The organism is Mycobacterium sp. DBP42 (assembly GCF_005924235.1).
GTDB classification, from domain to species: domain Bacteria; phylum Actinomycetota; class Actinomycetes; order Mycobacteriales; family Mycobacteriaceae; genus Mycobacterium; species Mycobacterium syngnathidarum.
Genome location: NZ_VCMY01000019.1, coordinates 77,411 through 90,390, shown reverse-complemented (window position 1 = coordinate 90,390; position 12,980 = coordinate 77,411). Strand labels below are relative to the sequence as shown.

The following is a 12,980-nucleotide window of genomic DNA, read 5'->3' as shown; positions in this document are numbered from 1 at the left end:
TTCATGTCTGTCCCCACGTTTCGCGCCGCCGTCGTCCGCACGCCCAGCGGACCCGACTCGATCGAGATCGTCGACGTACCGGTGGCTGAGCCAGGCCCCGGCCAGGTCCGGGTGGCGATCGCGGCCGCGGCGGTCAATCCGGTCGACCTCGGTGTGGCCGCCGGTGTGTTCCACGATCTCGAACTGGTCGACCAGCCACATTGGACGGGGCTCGGCTGGGATTTTGCGGGCACAGTGGAGGCCACGGGCCCCGGCGTGGACCTCGTCGTGGGTTCCCGGGTCGCCGGGGTGGTCGACGGATTCGACCGCGACTACGGCACCTATGCCGAGCGTTTGCTCGTGCCCGCCGCCGATGTTGCTGTCGTGCCCGACGGGCTGGACTTGATCGCGGCAGCGACGGTGCCGCTCAACGGATTAGCCGCAGCACAGATCCTCGATCTTCTCGGCGACGCCCCCGCCGACGGGCGCCGGCTCCTGGTCACCGGCGCCGCCGGAGCGGTCGGGGGTTATCTCCTGGTGCTGGGCCAGGAGCGCGGCTGGCAGGTGACCGGTCTGGCCCGCGAACAGGACGAGGAGTTCGTCCGCGGGCTCGGAGCCGACTTCACGACCCACGCCGAATCGGGGTGGGACGCGGTCGCCGATGCCGGTGCGATGCAGCTGGCAGCGCTGGCGCTGGTCCGCGACGGCGGGCTGTTCGTCGGGGTGCAACCCAGCGCCCAGCCACCGAGTGAACGCGGCATCACCGTCGCCGCCGTGGTGGCCCACCCCGACGGTGTACGGCTGGCCGACCTTCTCGCCCGCACGGTGTCCGGGCAGTTGCCGGCCCGGGTGCATGCCGTGCTGCCGTTGGATCAGGTGGCCGATGCACACCGGGGGCTTGCCAAAGGCGGGATACGTGGCCGGTACGTGCTCCGCCCGTGAACTACGTGAACTACCGGCCGCCGAGCCGGGTCAGCACCGCGTCGTGCAGCAAGCCGTTGGTGGCCAGCGCGCTACCTCCATGCGCCCCTGGGGCGCCGTCGATGCTGGTGAACCTTCCGCCGGCCTCACGGATGAGGATGTCGAGGGGAGCGATGTCCCACAGCTTCACCTCGGGTTCGCAGGCGATGTCGACGGCCCCTTCGGCGACCATGCAGTACGACCAGAAATCACCGTAGGCGCGCACCCGCCAGACCGCGTCGGTGAGTTCGACGAACCGGCTGCGTCGGTCCTCCCACCCGGTCGTCAGGTCCGAGTACGACAGGCTGGCCGACTCGAGCTCGGCAACCCCCGACACCGAAAGTTTGCGAGTCGCACCCGCGAACGAGCCGAATGCCCCCTGGCCCAGCCCGGCCCACCAACGGCGCGCCAACGCCGGTGCGCTGACCACGCCGACGGTCGGGACGCCGTCTTCGAGCAACGCGATCAACGTGCACCACACCGGCACGCCGCGGACGAAGTTCTTGGTCCCGTCTATCGGATCGATCACCCATTGTCGGCCGGTCAATGTCGTTGTGCCACCGAACTCTTCACCGAACACCGTGTCGGCCGGGCGGGCCGCGGCCAGTGCGGCCCGCAACGATTCCTCGGCGCCGCGATCAGCGTCGGTGACCGGAGTCAGGTCTGGCTTGGTCTCGATGCGCAGATCCAGGGCGCCGAAGCGGTCCATGGTCAAGGAGTCGGCCTTGTCGGCCAACTCAAGGGCCAGCGTCAAGTCATCTGCGACGGTGCTCATGCCTGAAGTCCTACCATGGCCTGGTGTGGGAAATCGGCATGCTCCTGTTGATCGTGGGCGCACTCGTGGTGCTGGTGGCGCCGTGGATCATGCGGCGGCGGGGGATTCGGGGTGAACTGGCGCACGGCACGTTGCTCGTGACCGGGGTGAGCCCGCGGCCCGATGTCGAGGGCGAGCAGTACGTCACGATCACCGGCGTCATCACCGGACCCACCGTCACCGAACATGTCGTGTATCAGCGCATGGCCGTCGACGTGAACGAGTGGCCGACCATGGGCGCGCTCCTACCGGTCGTCTACTCGCCGGGAAACCCGGACAAGTGGGCCTTCGCGCCTGCGGAGCCGCCGCCGGCCTGATCAGAGGGTGCTGATCAGGTGTGGGCGATGCGAAGCAGTTCGGCCACGCTGGCCAGCTTCACCCGTGGCCGTCCCAACGGCTCACCGGCGGCGCGCTCATGCGCGTCGATCAGCTGCCAGTGTTCACCGGTGACGAGCTCGGGCTGGTGTTCCAGCAGCCATTCGGCGAGGGCGGTTGCGTAATCCGCACCGCGCTCATCGACGCCGCGCGCACGTAGGTCGTCGAGCAGGGTGTCCACGGTGTCCTGCGAGTCTTTCTTGTTGCTGCCGATCACACCGGACGGTCCCCGCTTGATCCAGCCCACGACATATTCGTTGCGGCTGCCGTCGATACGTCCCGCGGTATGCGGAATCGTGCCCGAGCGTTCGTCGAACGGCAGTCCTGGTGTCGCCACGCCCCGGTAGCCGACCGCACGCACCACCAGCTGGACGGGCAGTTCTTCGCGATCGCCGGTGTCCTTGGCCACCACCCGGCCGTCGGCGTCGCGGACGAGTTCGTTGCGGCCCAGCACAATCGACTCGACACGATCCTCGCCGTGCAATTCGATGGGGGAGGTGCAGAAGCGGAAAATAATGCGGCGCTTGGTTTCTCGCGGTTGCTGGTCGATGTACTTGCGCAACACCTTGATGTTCTGTTTGACGGTTTTGCCCGCCGCCTCCAGATCTTCGTCGGTGATGCCGTCGAAATCGGCGGGATCGAGGATGACGTCCACGTCACCCAGCGCCTCAAGATCGCCCAGCTCGCGCAATTCCAGTGTGGTGAACGTGGCCTGCAACGGTCCGCGACGCCCGATCACGACGACCTCTTCGACTCCGCGGGTGTCCAGCGAGGCCAGGGCGTGGTCGGCGATATCGGTGTTGGCGAGGGCCTGGGGGTCGCTGACCAGGATGCGGGCCACGTCCAGTGCGACGTTGCCATTGCCGACCACCACCGCGCGGCCACCCGCCAAATCGGGTGCCATGCCGTCGAAATGGGGATGGGCGTTGTACCAGCCGACGAAATCCACTGCGGCCACGCTGCCCGGCAACTCTTCGCCGGGAATGTGCAGGGCGCGGTCGGATTGCGCGCCGATGGCATAGACCACCGCGTCATAGCGTTCCGCCAACTCGGCAGGCGTGATGTGTTCGCCGACCTTGATGTTGCCGAAGAACCGGAACCGGGCGTCGGCCGCGGTCTTGTCGAACTGCGCGCTGATCGACTTGATCTTCGGATGGTCCGGCGCCACTCCCGAACGCACCAGCCCCCACGGGGTGGGCAGCATCTCGAGCATGTCGACGCGGACGTCGCGATCGGAGTCGGGCGAATCGGCGAACTTCAGCAACGATGCGGCAGCAAAGAATCCCGAGGGGCCGGAGCCGACGATCGCTACGTGATATGGGCGCATACCCTGCCTTCTTACGAGCGGAAAAGCCGTTACAGCCCGGCTCTTGGTGTGCTGGGCCGGGTACCAACCGACTCTAAACACAGATCGTCGGCGCTGCCGCGAGTCGGAGAGAACTGCCGCCGAAATGCCGCCGGGTACCCTGAATATCCGTGGATCCAGACCGTCAAGCCGCCGTAGCCTCACTCGACACCACCCTGACGACCGTGGAGCGGGTGCTCGACATCGATGGCCTGCGTCAGCGGATCGACATGCTCGAACAGCAGGCCTCCGATCCGAACCTCTGGGACGACCAGTCGCGGGCGCAGAAGGTCACCAGTGAGCTCTCGCACGCGCAGAACGAGCTGCGCCGGGTGCAGGAGCTGCGGCAGCGCGTCGACGACCTGCCGGTGCTGTTCGAACTCGCGTTTGAGGAAGCCGGGGCAGAGGCTGACGATGCGGTCGCCGAGGCCGATGCCGAGCTCGCCAACCTTCGCGAAGACATCGAGACCCTCGAGGTCCGCACCCTGCTCTCGGGTGAGTACGACGAGCGCGAAGCCGTGGTGACGATCCGCTCCGGTGCCGGCGGCGTCGACGCCGCGGACTGGGCCGAGATGCTGCTGCGGATGTACACCCGGTGGGCCGAGAAGCACGACTACCCGGTCGAGGTGTTCGACACCTCCTACGCCGAGGAGGCGGGGATCAAGAGCGCCACGTTCGCCGTGCACGCCCCCTTCGCCTACGGCACCCTCTCGGTGGAACAAGGCACCCACCGGTTGGTGCGCATCAGCCCGTTCGACAACCAGAGCCGCCGTCAGACGTCGTTCGCCGATGTCGAGGTGCTGCCGGTGGTGGAGACGACCGACCACATCGAGATCCCGGAAGGGGACCTGCGCGTGGACGTGTACCGCTCCAGCGGGCCCGGCGGGCAATCGGTGAACACCACCGACTCCGCGGTCCGGCTCACCCACATCCCGACCGGAATCGTGGTGACCTGTCAGAACGAGAAGTCCCAGCTGCAGAACAAGGTCGCGGCGATGCGGGTTCTGCAGGCCCGGCTGCTGGAACGCAAACGCCTGGAGGAGCGCGCCGAGATGGATGCGCTCAAGGGGGACGGCGGCAGCTCGTGGGGCAACCAGATGCGGTCCTATGTTTTGCACCCCTACCAGATGGTGAAAGACCTGCGCACGGAGTACGAGGTCGGCAATCCGGCCACGGTGCTGGACGGAGACATCGACGGATTCCTGGAAGCGGGTATCAGATGGCGCAACAGAAAAGATGAAGACGACTAACACGCTGATGGCCCTGTCACTCGCCGACCGCTGGCACGATTTTTGGCACGGCGAGATGGGCGTGTGGATCCTCACCACGGGCCTGCGGATCGCACTGCTGCTCATCGGCGGTCTGCTCGCGGCCCGCTTCATCAACTGGGCCGCGCAACGCGTGGTGCGCCGCATCGATGCGGAATATCAGGAAAGCGACGCACTGGTGCGCTCGGAGAGTGCCAAGCACCGGCAGGCGGTCGCCTCGGTGATCTCGTGGGTCTCGGTGGCGCTGTTGTTCGTCATCGTGCTCGTCGAGGTCACTGATGCGCTCGAGGTGCCGATCGCCTCCCTGGTCGCCCCGGCGGCGGTGCTCGGTGCCGCCGTGGGTTTCGGTGCGCAGCGCATCGTGCAGGACCTGTTGGCCGGCTTCTTCATCATCACCGAAAAGCAGTACGGCTTCGGGGATCTGGTCCGACTGACCATCGGTGCCAGCAACGAGGCCGAGGGCACGGTCGAGGACGTGACGTTGCGGGTCACCAAGCTGAGGTCTTCCGAAGGCGAGATGTACACGGTGCCCAACGGGCAGATCGTCAAGGCGCTGAACCTGTCGAAGGACTGGGCACGCGCGGTCGTCGACATCCCGGTGCCGGTGAGTGCTGACCTCAACCTCGTCAACGATGTACTCAACGAGGTCGCCGAGAAGGCGGCCGAAGATGGCGAGCTGTCGAAGCTGCTACTGGACAAGCCGCAGCTGATGGGCGTGGAGAGCATCGGCCTGGACACCGTGAACCTGCGGATGGTCGCACGCACTTTGCCGGGCAAACAGTTCGACGTGGGCAGGCGGCTGCGGGTACGGGTGGTGCGAGCGCTGCGTCGTGCCGGCGTGGTGACGTCGTCGGATGCCTCGGTCGCAGCGGCCGGAGACATCATTCACCCGACAGCGGTCGCCGAAACACAGGCCACGACGTCGAGCGGGGCACCGGCCGGCTCGGCACAGGAGCAGAAGAAGTGAAGCTGGACTTCACCCGGGTGACCGACGCCGCCGCCCGACTGTGGCGCAGCCGAGTGGGCCGGCTTCGTACCTCGACGGTGGTGTTGATCGCGGTGTTCATCGCGCTGGCGTGGGTGCAACAGGAGTACGCGCCCAAACACACCGCGCCGCAGATGCCTGACACCCAGGTCGTGCCGCCCGGGTTCGTACCCGATCCCGAGTACACCTGGGTGCCGCGCACCAAGGTGCAGCCTCCGCGGACCACGACACCGACCGAGACGCCGGAGACCACCGAAACCACAGTCCCGACCACCACGACGCCGACCGAGACTCCGGAGACCACCGGTACCGCCCCGCCGGGTGCGCCGACGAGTTCGACCACGCCGCCGCCTGGGGCGCCGAGTACGACGGTGTTTGATCCTGACGGTCCGGGGCTGCTGCCTCCCGTCACGTTGCCGGTGTCGCCCGGCCAGGCCCCGAGCCCCGCGCCCGAGCAGCCGCAACCCGGTCAGGAGTCGGTGGCGCCGACATTGCCGCGATAGCCTGACCTGCCGAATGCTTGCGCACCGCTACACTGGCGTGCCGTGATGATCACCCTCGACCACGTGACGAAGCACTACAAGTCTTCGGCGCGCCCAGCGCTCGACGACGTCTCGTTGAGAATCGACAAGGGTGAGTTCGTCTTCCTGATCGGCCCGTCGGGTTCGGGCAAGTCGACGTTCATGCGGCTGCTGTTGGCGGCCGAGACGCCCACGTCGGGCGACATCCGTGTGTCCAAGTTTCACGTCAACAAGCTGGCGGACCGCCACGTCCCGAACTTGCGCCAGGTCATCGGCTGCGTATTCCAGGACTTCCGGCTGCTGCAGCAGAAGACCGTGTTCGAGAACGTGGCGTTCGCCCTTGAGGTGATCGGCAAGCGCGGCGAGGTGATCAACCGGGTCGTCCCGGACGTTCTGGAGATGGTCGGCCTGTCCGGCAAGGCCAACCGGCTGCCGAGCGAGCTGTCCGGTGGCGAGCAGCAGCGCGTCGCCATCGCGCGGGCTTTCGTCAACCGGCCGTTGGTGCTGATCGCCGACGAGCCCACCGGAAACCTGGATCCCGAGACCAGCAAGGACATCATGGATCTGCTGGAACGGATCAACCGCACCGGAACCACGGTGCTGATGGCCACCCACGACCATCACATCGTCGACTCCATGCGCCAGCGGGTCGTCGAACTCGAACTCGGCCGGCTGATCCGTGATGAGCAGCGCGGCGTCTACGGAATGGATCGCTAAGTGCGCTTCGGCTTTCTTGTCAATGAAGTCCTGACCGGGCTTCGTCGTAACGTCACGATGACCGTGGCGATGATTCTCACCACAGCCATCTCGATCGGGTTGTTCGGTGGCGGTCTGCTGGTGGTGCGGTTGGCCGACCAGTCTCGCGACATCTACCTGGACCGTGTCGAGAGCCAGGTGTTCTTGACCGACGACATCTCGGCCAACGATCCCAGCTGCGACGGCGACGCGTGTAAGGCGCTGTACCGCATGATCGACGACCGCGACGACGTGCGCTCGCTGAGCTTCCTCAACCGAGAGCAGGCCTACGACGACGCGATCAAGAAGTTCCCGCAGTACAAGGATGTGGCGGGCAAGGACGCGTTCCCGGCGTCGTTCATCGTCAAGCTCAACGACCCTGAGCAACACGAGGCGTTCGACAAGGCGATGCAGGGCCAGCCCGGTGTGCTCAACGTGCTCAACCAGAAGGACCTGATCGACCGCTTGTTCGCGGTGCTCGACGGCCTCAGCAGCGTTGCTTTCGCGGTGGCGCTGGTGCAGGCGATCGGTGCGGTGCTGCTGATCGCGAACATGGTCCAGGTGGCCGCCTACACGCGCCGTACCGAGATCGGCATCATGCGTCTGGTCGGCGCGACCCGCTGGTATACCCAGTTGCCGTTCCTCGTGGAGGCGATGATCGCGGCGCTGATCGGTGTGGTGATCGCGATCGTCGGGCTGATCGTGGTGCGCGCGGTGTTCCTGGAGAAGGCGCTCGACCAGTTTTATCAGTCGAATTTGATTGCCCGGGTCGACTACGCTGACGTGCTCTACTTCAGCGCACCGTGGATGCTGTTCCTCGGCCTGGCGATGTCCGGCATCACCGCGTATGTGACGCTGCGGCTCTACATACGAAGGTAGTCGTGAACTAGTGGCGACCAAGAAGTCCAGCCCCGCCGGCAATAAGCAGATTGTGGCCAGCAATCGCAAGGCGCGGCACAACTACATGATTCTCGATACCTATGAGGCGGGTATCGCGCTGATGGGCACCGAGGTCAAGAGCCTGCGCGAAGGCCAGGCCTCACTGGCTGACGCGTTCGCCACCGTCGACGACGGCGAGATCTGGCTGCGCAACGTCCACATCGCCGAGTACCACCACGGCACGTGGACCAACCATGCGCCGCGGCGCAACCGCAAATTGCTGTTGCACCGCAAAGAAATCGACAACCTGATCGGCAAGGTTCGCGACGGAAACCTGACCCTGGTGCCGCTGTCGATGTACTTCTCCGACGGCAAGGTCAAGGTGGAACTGGCTCTGGCTCGGGGTAAGCAGGCCCACGACAAACGTCAGGATCTGGCCAAGCGGGATGCCGACCGGGAGATCATCCGCGAGCTGGGCCGCCGCGCCAAGGGCATGTAGCTCTCCGTTGCACCGCGTGCAACCGACGCACTACGTTCGGCCGGGTGAGCAGCTCTGCGCGCCCGGTCACCCGACTCGACAAAACCGACGTTCTCGACGGCCTGTTCGGTGAATGGGGTGTGCTCGACGGGCTCGTCGAGGGGCTGTCCGACGAGCAGTGGCACGCCCAGACTCCGTTGCCCGGTTGGACCGTGCGCGATGTGCTGGCGCACGTCATCGGAACCGAGGCCATGCTGCACGGGGCGACCGCCCCGGATGCCGATACCGACGTGTCGTCACCGGCGCATGTGCGCAACGACATCGGGGCACTGAACGAACTCTGGGTGCGGCAGTTGAGCACGGTCGGCACGGCCGAGCTGCTCGAGAAATTCCGGGAGGTCACCGCTGCCCGGCGCAACGAACTGGAGCAGGTCAGCGACACCGACTGGGAAGCCGTCACGGCCACCCCGGTCGGTCCGGACAGCTACGGCCGGTTCATGCGGGTACGAATCTTCGATTGCTGGATGCACGAGCACGACATCCGGGATGCGCTGCGGCGCCCGGCGCAGAATCCGGCCGGTGTTCCCGCGCGACTGGCGCTGGACGAGCTGCTGTCGAGCATGGGATTCGTGGTCGGCAAGCTCGGGGGAGCTCCCGACGGATCGCGGGTCCGCATCGAGCTGACCGGGCCACTACAACGCACCGTCAACGTCGCCGTCGACGGGCGCGGCCGTCTGGTCCAGAGCTTCGACACCGAGCCGACCGTGACGATCACCCTCGACGGGCTGTTGTTCACCCGGCTCGCCGGCGGTCGAACCACCCCGGACCGGCATGCCGCAGAGGTGAGCTACCGCGGCGAGGAGGCGGTCGGACGGCGCATCGTCGACCATCTGAACTTTGTGATCTGAACCGTGACCCGCCCCGGAATAATCACTTGGCGTTCGCCGTTGGTAGTCGCGTACCATTGATTGTCCTGCCGAAAGTCGGCAGGGGTGCGAGGGGCTGATCGGTTTCGACTTCGCGCATCGAATCAAGGGAAGCGTGCCGGTGCAGGCAAGAGACCACCGTAAGCGTCGTTGCAACCAATTAAGCGCCGATTCCAATCAGCGCGACTACGCACTCGCTGCCTAAGCGACTGCGTGTCTGTCAGACCGGGAGCGCCCTCGGCCCGGACCCTGGCATCAGCTAGAGGGACCCACCCACGGGTTCGGTCGCGGGACCCGTGGGGACATCAAACAGCGACTGGGATCGTCATCTCGGCTTGTTCGCGTGACTGAGAGATCCGAGTAGAGGCACAGCGAACTGCGCACGGAGAAGCCTCGAGGACATGCCGTAGGACCCGGGTTCAATTCCCGGCAGCTCCACCGAGAAGATGCAGGTCAGGGATATGATCCCTGGCCTGTTTTCTTTTGCCGTCACCACGTTGGCGCGGCGGGGCACCCGCATTCGACCAGGCGACGGTGGTGATCCACCTGGGATACGGGTTAGGTTGAGACATGTTTTCTCGCCGCATAGCTACCCCTCGCAAGGGCAGTGCGCGGTCAGGTGGTCGCTGGGTCGGGCTTGGCGCTGCTGCACTTCTCACCTCCGGTTTTCCGCTCGTCGCGGTGACCGCGCCGCCGGTGGCGGCCGCCGACGACTGCGCCGATGCGGAGGTCGTCTTCGCCCGCGGTACCGATGAGCCGCCCGGTATGGGCCGGGTCGGCGATGCCTTCGTCGACTCGCTGCGTAAGCAGACCGCCGGCCTGACCATCAACACCTACGCGGTCGACTACAAGGCCAGCAAGCTGCAGTTGCATGGTGGTGACGGTGCCAAGGACGCGATTTCCCACATCAAGTCCACGCTGTCCTCGTGCCCCGACACCCAGATCGTGCTCGGCGGCTATTCGCAGGGTGCGAGCGTGATCAACATCGTGGCCGGCAATCCGCTGGGTGGCATCAAGTGGGGCGATTCGCTCCCGTCCGAATACGCGGACAACGTCGCGGCGATCACCACCTTCGGCGACGTAGGCACCCGCACCAAGCAAACGATCTCAACCCAGAGCGCACTGTTCGGGTCAAAGGCGATCGACCTCTGTAACCCGATGGACCCGATCTGTCACGAAGGCCAGGGCAACGAATGGAGCGGACACACCGAGGGGTATGTCCCGGTGTACACCACCCAGGCGGCGGCTTTCGCCGCCGCCAAGCTGCTGGCCGGTTCCGGCCAATCGGTACCCGGGTACGGCCCGGCGCTGCCGGACTACGGCTATGGGCCGGGGTATGGACCGGGGTATGGACCGGACTCATCGATGTCCGGCCCGACGTCACCCGGCTACGCCCCGGCGCCGGGTTATGCGCCGGCGCCCGGGTATGACCCTGACACATCCCTGCACGGTCCGTCGCCGGCCTACGGCCCGGACACGCCCGGTTACGGGCAGCAGCCAGGTCCCTCGACTCCCGCGCCCACGGCGACGTCGCCGATCGGATGGGTCTGAGCGCTTTCAGACCGCTGCCTGCGATGGCAGCGAGATCGCGATCTCGGTACCGCGGGTGTCATGGACGTCCAACATGCCGCCGAGGGCCAATACCTTGGCCCGTATCGACGCGAAGCCGATGTGACCGGCTTCGACGCTCAGCGCGAGGCGCTCCGGTTCTATGCCCACGCCGTCGTCGGCGACGCACAGTGTGGCGCGCCCGTTCGACCGCCCCAGGGTGAACCTCAGGTTGTCGGCCTTGGCGTGTTTGATCGCGTTCGTCGAAAACTCGCGCGCCGCACTGTAGAGCAAATGATCGGCGTCGGTTCGCAGATCGTCGGGCCAGTCGTGGAAGTCGACGTGGACGGCAAGGCTGGTGCGTGCGGCGATGCTGTCGGCCAGAGACGTGACGGCGGCCCGCAGCCCGGCTCGTGCCAGCACCTCGGGGTGTAGTTCACGGACCACGTCGCGCAGCAGTCGGGAGCATTCGCCGAGCGCCACATCGACGCGGTCCATGGATTCGGTGGACCCTTCGCGCACCTCTTCCATCTCGCGTCGTGAGGCCAGGACATACTGCAGTGCTCCGTCGTGCAGCCGTTCGGACAGGGTTTGTCTCTCCCGCTTTTCGAGCGTGACGATTTCTTCGAGCAGGTGACTGCGTTCTTGGGCCAACCGCGCGATCGTTCGCTCTTTCGACTGCTGGATCCACGACAGCGCGACCGAACCCGCGGCCAACCCGAACAACAAGCCGGTGGTGGTGAGAATCGAGCCCCACGGTTCGTCGCCGTTGGCCGCCTGATTGACCCAGAGCACGACGACGTATGCGGCGACGGTAGGGACGGCGATGACCGAGCTCACGAAAGGATCGAGCTGGGCCGCCGCGATCAGCGGGATCAGGAACAGCCCGTAGTGCAGCACATCGGAGGTCCAGGTGTTCGGCGAGCTGAGCCCGGACTGCACTGAAAGTATCGACACCACAGCGACATCCGCGCACAGCATCAGCAGGGCAACCCAGCGCCTGGCCCCGATCCCGGCGTCGTTGGCGGGCCGCAGCGCCCAGAAACCCCAGCAGGCGATCGTTGCCAGGTAGCCGATCAAGAGCAGGCCGTAGACCAGGCGGTAACTTTCGGGCGGTTGCAGGAACAACGCGAAGAAGATGAACGCCACCAACAGAACCCGCAGCGCGAGTTGCAGCAGCAGCCCGCGAAAAGCTGCGCTCCGCGAGTGATACCCCAAAGCCGTTGCCGCCGCGCGCCTGACCATTCTCGACTCCCGCCAACCGCAAGGTTGGCAGGAGTATAGGGCGACTCGATCGCGTGCTGAGGCGGGTTGACGAGTTTTTCCGGCTTCTGGCGCCGGTGGAACTTCGCCTGCGATCATGGATGACGGTCCCTGCGTGCGACGAAACGGGGAGTTGATCGAATGTTCTCTGCGCAGCGCGAGTTTGCGGCGTACGGGCCGTCGCACTTGATCGTGCTCGCGGTGTTCGTGACGGGCGCGGTGCTTCTGGTGACGATCGGCCGTCGGCAGTCCGAGTCGCAGGCCCGCACCCTGAGCCGTGCCCTGGCGGTAGTCCTTGTCGCGGCTTTCGGTGTGGCACTGGCCTACAAGCTCGCCGACCCCACGATCGACACCTCGGTGCCGCTGCAGTTGTGTGACCTCGCCGAACTGGCGGCGGCGTATGCGCTGTGGTCACAACGGCATTGGGCCTTCGTCCTCACCTACTACTGGGGCCTCGTGCTGAGCTCGCAGGCATTGCTCACCCCGGATATCGGGACGCCGAAGGAGGGCGCTCCCGACTTTCCGCACCACCTCTTCGTCACGTTCTTCACCCTTCACGTTCTCGTCGTGTGGGCGGCCATCTATCTGACGTGGGGCAGAAGGATGCGGCCGCGCTGGCGCGACTATCGGTTCGCGGTGATCGCAACCTCGGGGTGGGTGGCATTCACCCTTGCCTTCAACACGGTCATGGGAACCAATTACGGCTACCTGAACCGCAAGCCTCCGACCGCGTCCGTGCTCGACATATTGGGTCCGTGGCCGGTGTATCTGCTGGCCGAGGTCGCGATCGTCCTCGTCGTGTGGGCGCTGATGACCTGGCCGTGGGAGCGGGCGCGGCAACGTGAGGCCACGGTTGCCGACAAGCTGTGAAATTGCTGTCAGTTGACGTGCCAAGTGATTGTTG

General features: G+C 65.9%; 14 protein-coding genes and 1 other RNA gene. 12 read left to right on the top strand and 3 right to left on the bottom strand.

Going from position 1 to position 12,980, the window contains the following annotated elements:
* Positions 1–3 precede the first annotated feature (3 nt).
* Positions 4–921, top strand: coding sequence for an NADP-dependent oxidoreductase (locus E0T84_RS18185; protein WP_138745127.1), 918 nt, complete (start codon positions 4–6; stop codon positions 919–921).
* A gap of 10 nt (positions 922–931) precedes the next feature.
* On the opposite strand, the gene hisN is transcribed toward E0T84_RS18185, so the two are convergent.
* Entirely contained in the window at positions 932–1,714 is a 783-nt protein-coding gene (hisN, locus tag E0T84_RS18180) for a histidinol-phosphatase (protein WP_070184646.1), read from the bottom strand.
* Between the two features lie 38 nt (positions 1,715–1,752).
* On the opposite strand from hisN, the gene E0T84_RS18175 reads away from it, so the two are divergent.
* Positions 1,753–2,070: a hypothetical protein gene (locus E0T84_RS18175; protein WP_371726057.1), complete on the top strand. Its 318-nt coding sequence runs from the start codon at positions 1,753–1,755 to the stop codon at positions 2,068–2,070.
* A 14-nt stretch (positions 2,071–2,084) separates the two neighbouring features.
* Here the strand turns inward: E0T84_RS18175 and E0T84_RS18170 are convergent, their stop codons facing one another.
* Positions 2,085–3,455, bottom strand: coding sequence for an FAD-dependent oxidoreductase (locus E0T84_RS18170; RefSeq protein ID WP_070944460.1), 1,371 nt, complete (start codon positions 3,453–3,455; stop codon positions 2,085–2,087).
* Positions 3,456–3,604: 149 nt separating this feature from the next.
* On the opposite strand from E0T84_RS18170, the gene prfB reads away from it, so the two are divergent.
* The 9 genes from prfB (at position 3,605) to E0T84_RS18125 (ending at position 10,816) form a co-directional block, all read left to right on the top strand.
* Entirely contained in the window at positions 3,605–4,723 is a 1,119-nt protein-coding gene (prfB, locus tag E0T84_RS18165; RefSeq protein WP_070184649.1) for a peptide chain release factor 2, read from the top strand.
* Positions 4,710–5,708, top strand: coding sequence for a mechanosensitive ion channel family protein (locus E0T84_RS18160; protein ID WP_138745126.1), 999 nt, complete (start codon positions 4,710–4,712; stop codon positions 5,706–5,708). The genes prfB and E0T84_RS18160 overlap by 14 nt, the downstream gene beginning before the upstream one ends.
* A complete protein-coding gene (locus tag E0T84_RS18155; protein ID WP_070944458.1) occupies positions 5,705–6,229 on the top strand; it encodes a hypothetical protein in 525 nt (174 codons plus the stop codon). Before E0T84_RS18160 ends, E0T84_RS18155 begins: the two co-directional genes overlap by 4 nt.
* 45 nt (positions 6,230–6,274) lie before the next feature.
* Positions 6,275–6,964: a cell division ATP-binding protein FtsE gene (gene ftsE / locus E0T84_RS18150; RefSeq protein WP_070184652.1), complete on the top strand. Its 690-nt coding sequence runs from the start codon at positions 6,275–6,277 to the stop codon at positions 6,962–6,964.
* Positions 6,965–7,861 (top strand): permease-like cell division protein FtsX, encoded by an 897-nt coding sequence (gene ftsX, locus E0T84_RS18145; protein WP_070184653.1) that lies wholly within the window; start codon positions 6,965–6,967, stop codon positions 7,859–7,861.
* 10 nt (positions 7,862–7,871) lie between these two features.
* Entirely contained in the window at positions 7,872–8,360 is a 489-nt protein-coding gene (smpB, locus tag E0T84_RS18140) for an SsrA-binding protein SmpB (RefSeq protein WP_070184654.1), read from the top strand.
* 44 nt (positions 8,361–8,404) lie between these two features.
* Positions 8,405–9,247, top strand: coding sequence for a maleylpyruvate isomerase family mycothiol-dependent enzyme (locus E0T84_RS18135; RefSeq protein WP_070184655.1), 843 nt, complete (start codon positions 8,405–8,407; stop codon positions 9,245–9,247).
* A 90-nt stretch (positions 9,248–9,337) separates the two neighbouring features.
* Positions 9,338–9,706, top strand: a transfer-messenger RNA (tmRNA) gene (ssrA, locus tag E0T84_RS18130).
* Positions 9,707–9,835: 129 nt separating this feature from the next.
* The gene (locus tag E0T84_RS18125) at positions 9,836–10,816 is read left to right on the top strand and encodes a cutinase family protein (protein ID WP_070184656.1); all 981 of its coding nucleotides are present in this window, start codon (positions 9,836–9,838) and stop codon (positions 10,814–10,816) included.
* Between the two features lie 6 nt (positions 10,817–10,822).
* On the opposite strand, the gene E0T84_RS18120 is transcribed toward E0T84_RS18125, so the two are convergent.
* Positions 10,823–12,058 (bottom strand): sensor histidine kinase, encoded by a 1,236-nt coding sequence (locus E0T84_RS18120; protein WP_070944438.1) that lies wholly within the window; start codon positions 12,056–12,058, stop codon positions 10,823–10,825.
* A gap of 159 nt (positions 12,059–12,217) precedes the next feature.
* Here E0T84_RS18120 and E0T84_RS18115 point away from each other — a divergent pair, with 159 nt between their 5' ends.
* A complete protein-coding gene (locus E0T84_RS18115; RefSeq protein ID WP_070184658.1) occupies positions 12,218–12,946 on the top strand; it encodes a TIGR02206 family membrane protein in 729 nt (242 codons plus the stop codon).
* Positions 12,947–12,980: the final 34 nt, after the last annotated feature.

What these genes read in the sequence shown, in the direction of transcription:
- E0T84_RS18170 (WP_070944460.1), bottom strand. Translation starts at nt 3,455, where the DNA reads ATGCGCCCATATCACGTAGCGATCGTCGGCTCCGGCCCCTCGGGATTC.
- hisN (WP_070184646.1), bottom strand. Translation starts at nt 1,714, where the DNA reads ATGAGCACCGTCGCAGATGACTTGACGCTGGCCCTTGAGTTGGCCGAC.
- ftsE (WP_070184652.1), top strand. Translation starts at nt 6,275, where the DNA reads ATGATCACCCTCGACCACGTGACGAAGCACTACAAGTCTTCGGCGCGC.
- E0T84_RS18120 (WP_070944438.1), bottom strand. Translation starts at nt 12,058, where the DNA reads ATGGTCAGGCGCGCGGCGGCAACGGCTTTGGGGTATCACTCGCGGAGC.
- E0T84_RS18185 (WP_138745127.1), top strand. Translation starts at nt 4, where the DNA reads ATGTCTGTCCCCACGTTTCGCGCCGCCGTCGTCCGCACGCCCAGCGGA.
- E0T84_RS18160 (WP_138745126.1), top strand. Translation starts at nt 4,710, where the DNA reads ATGAAGACGACTAACACGCTGATGGCCCTGTCACTCGCCGACCGCTGG.
- E0T84_RS18115 (WP_070184658.1), top strand. Translation starts at nt 12,218, where the DNA reads ATGTTCTCTGCGCAGCGCGAGTTTGCGGCGTACGGGCCGTCGCACTTG.
- E0T84_RS18125 (WP_070184656.1), top strand. Translation starts at nt 9,836, where the DNA reads ATGTTTTCTCGCCGCATAGCTACCCCTCGCAAGGGCAGTGCGCGGTCA.
- E0T84_RS18175 (WP_371726057.1), top strand. Translation starts at nt 1,753, where the DNA reads ATGCTCCTGTTGATCGTGGGCGCACTCGTGGTGCTGGTGGCGCCGTGG.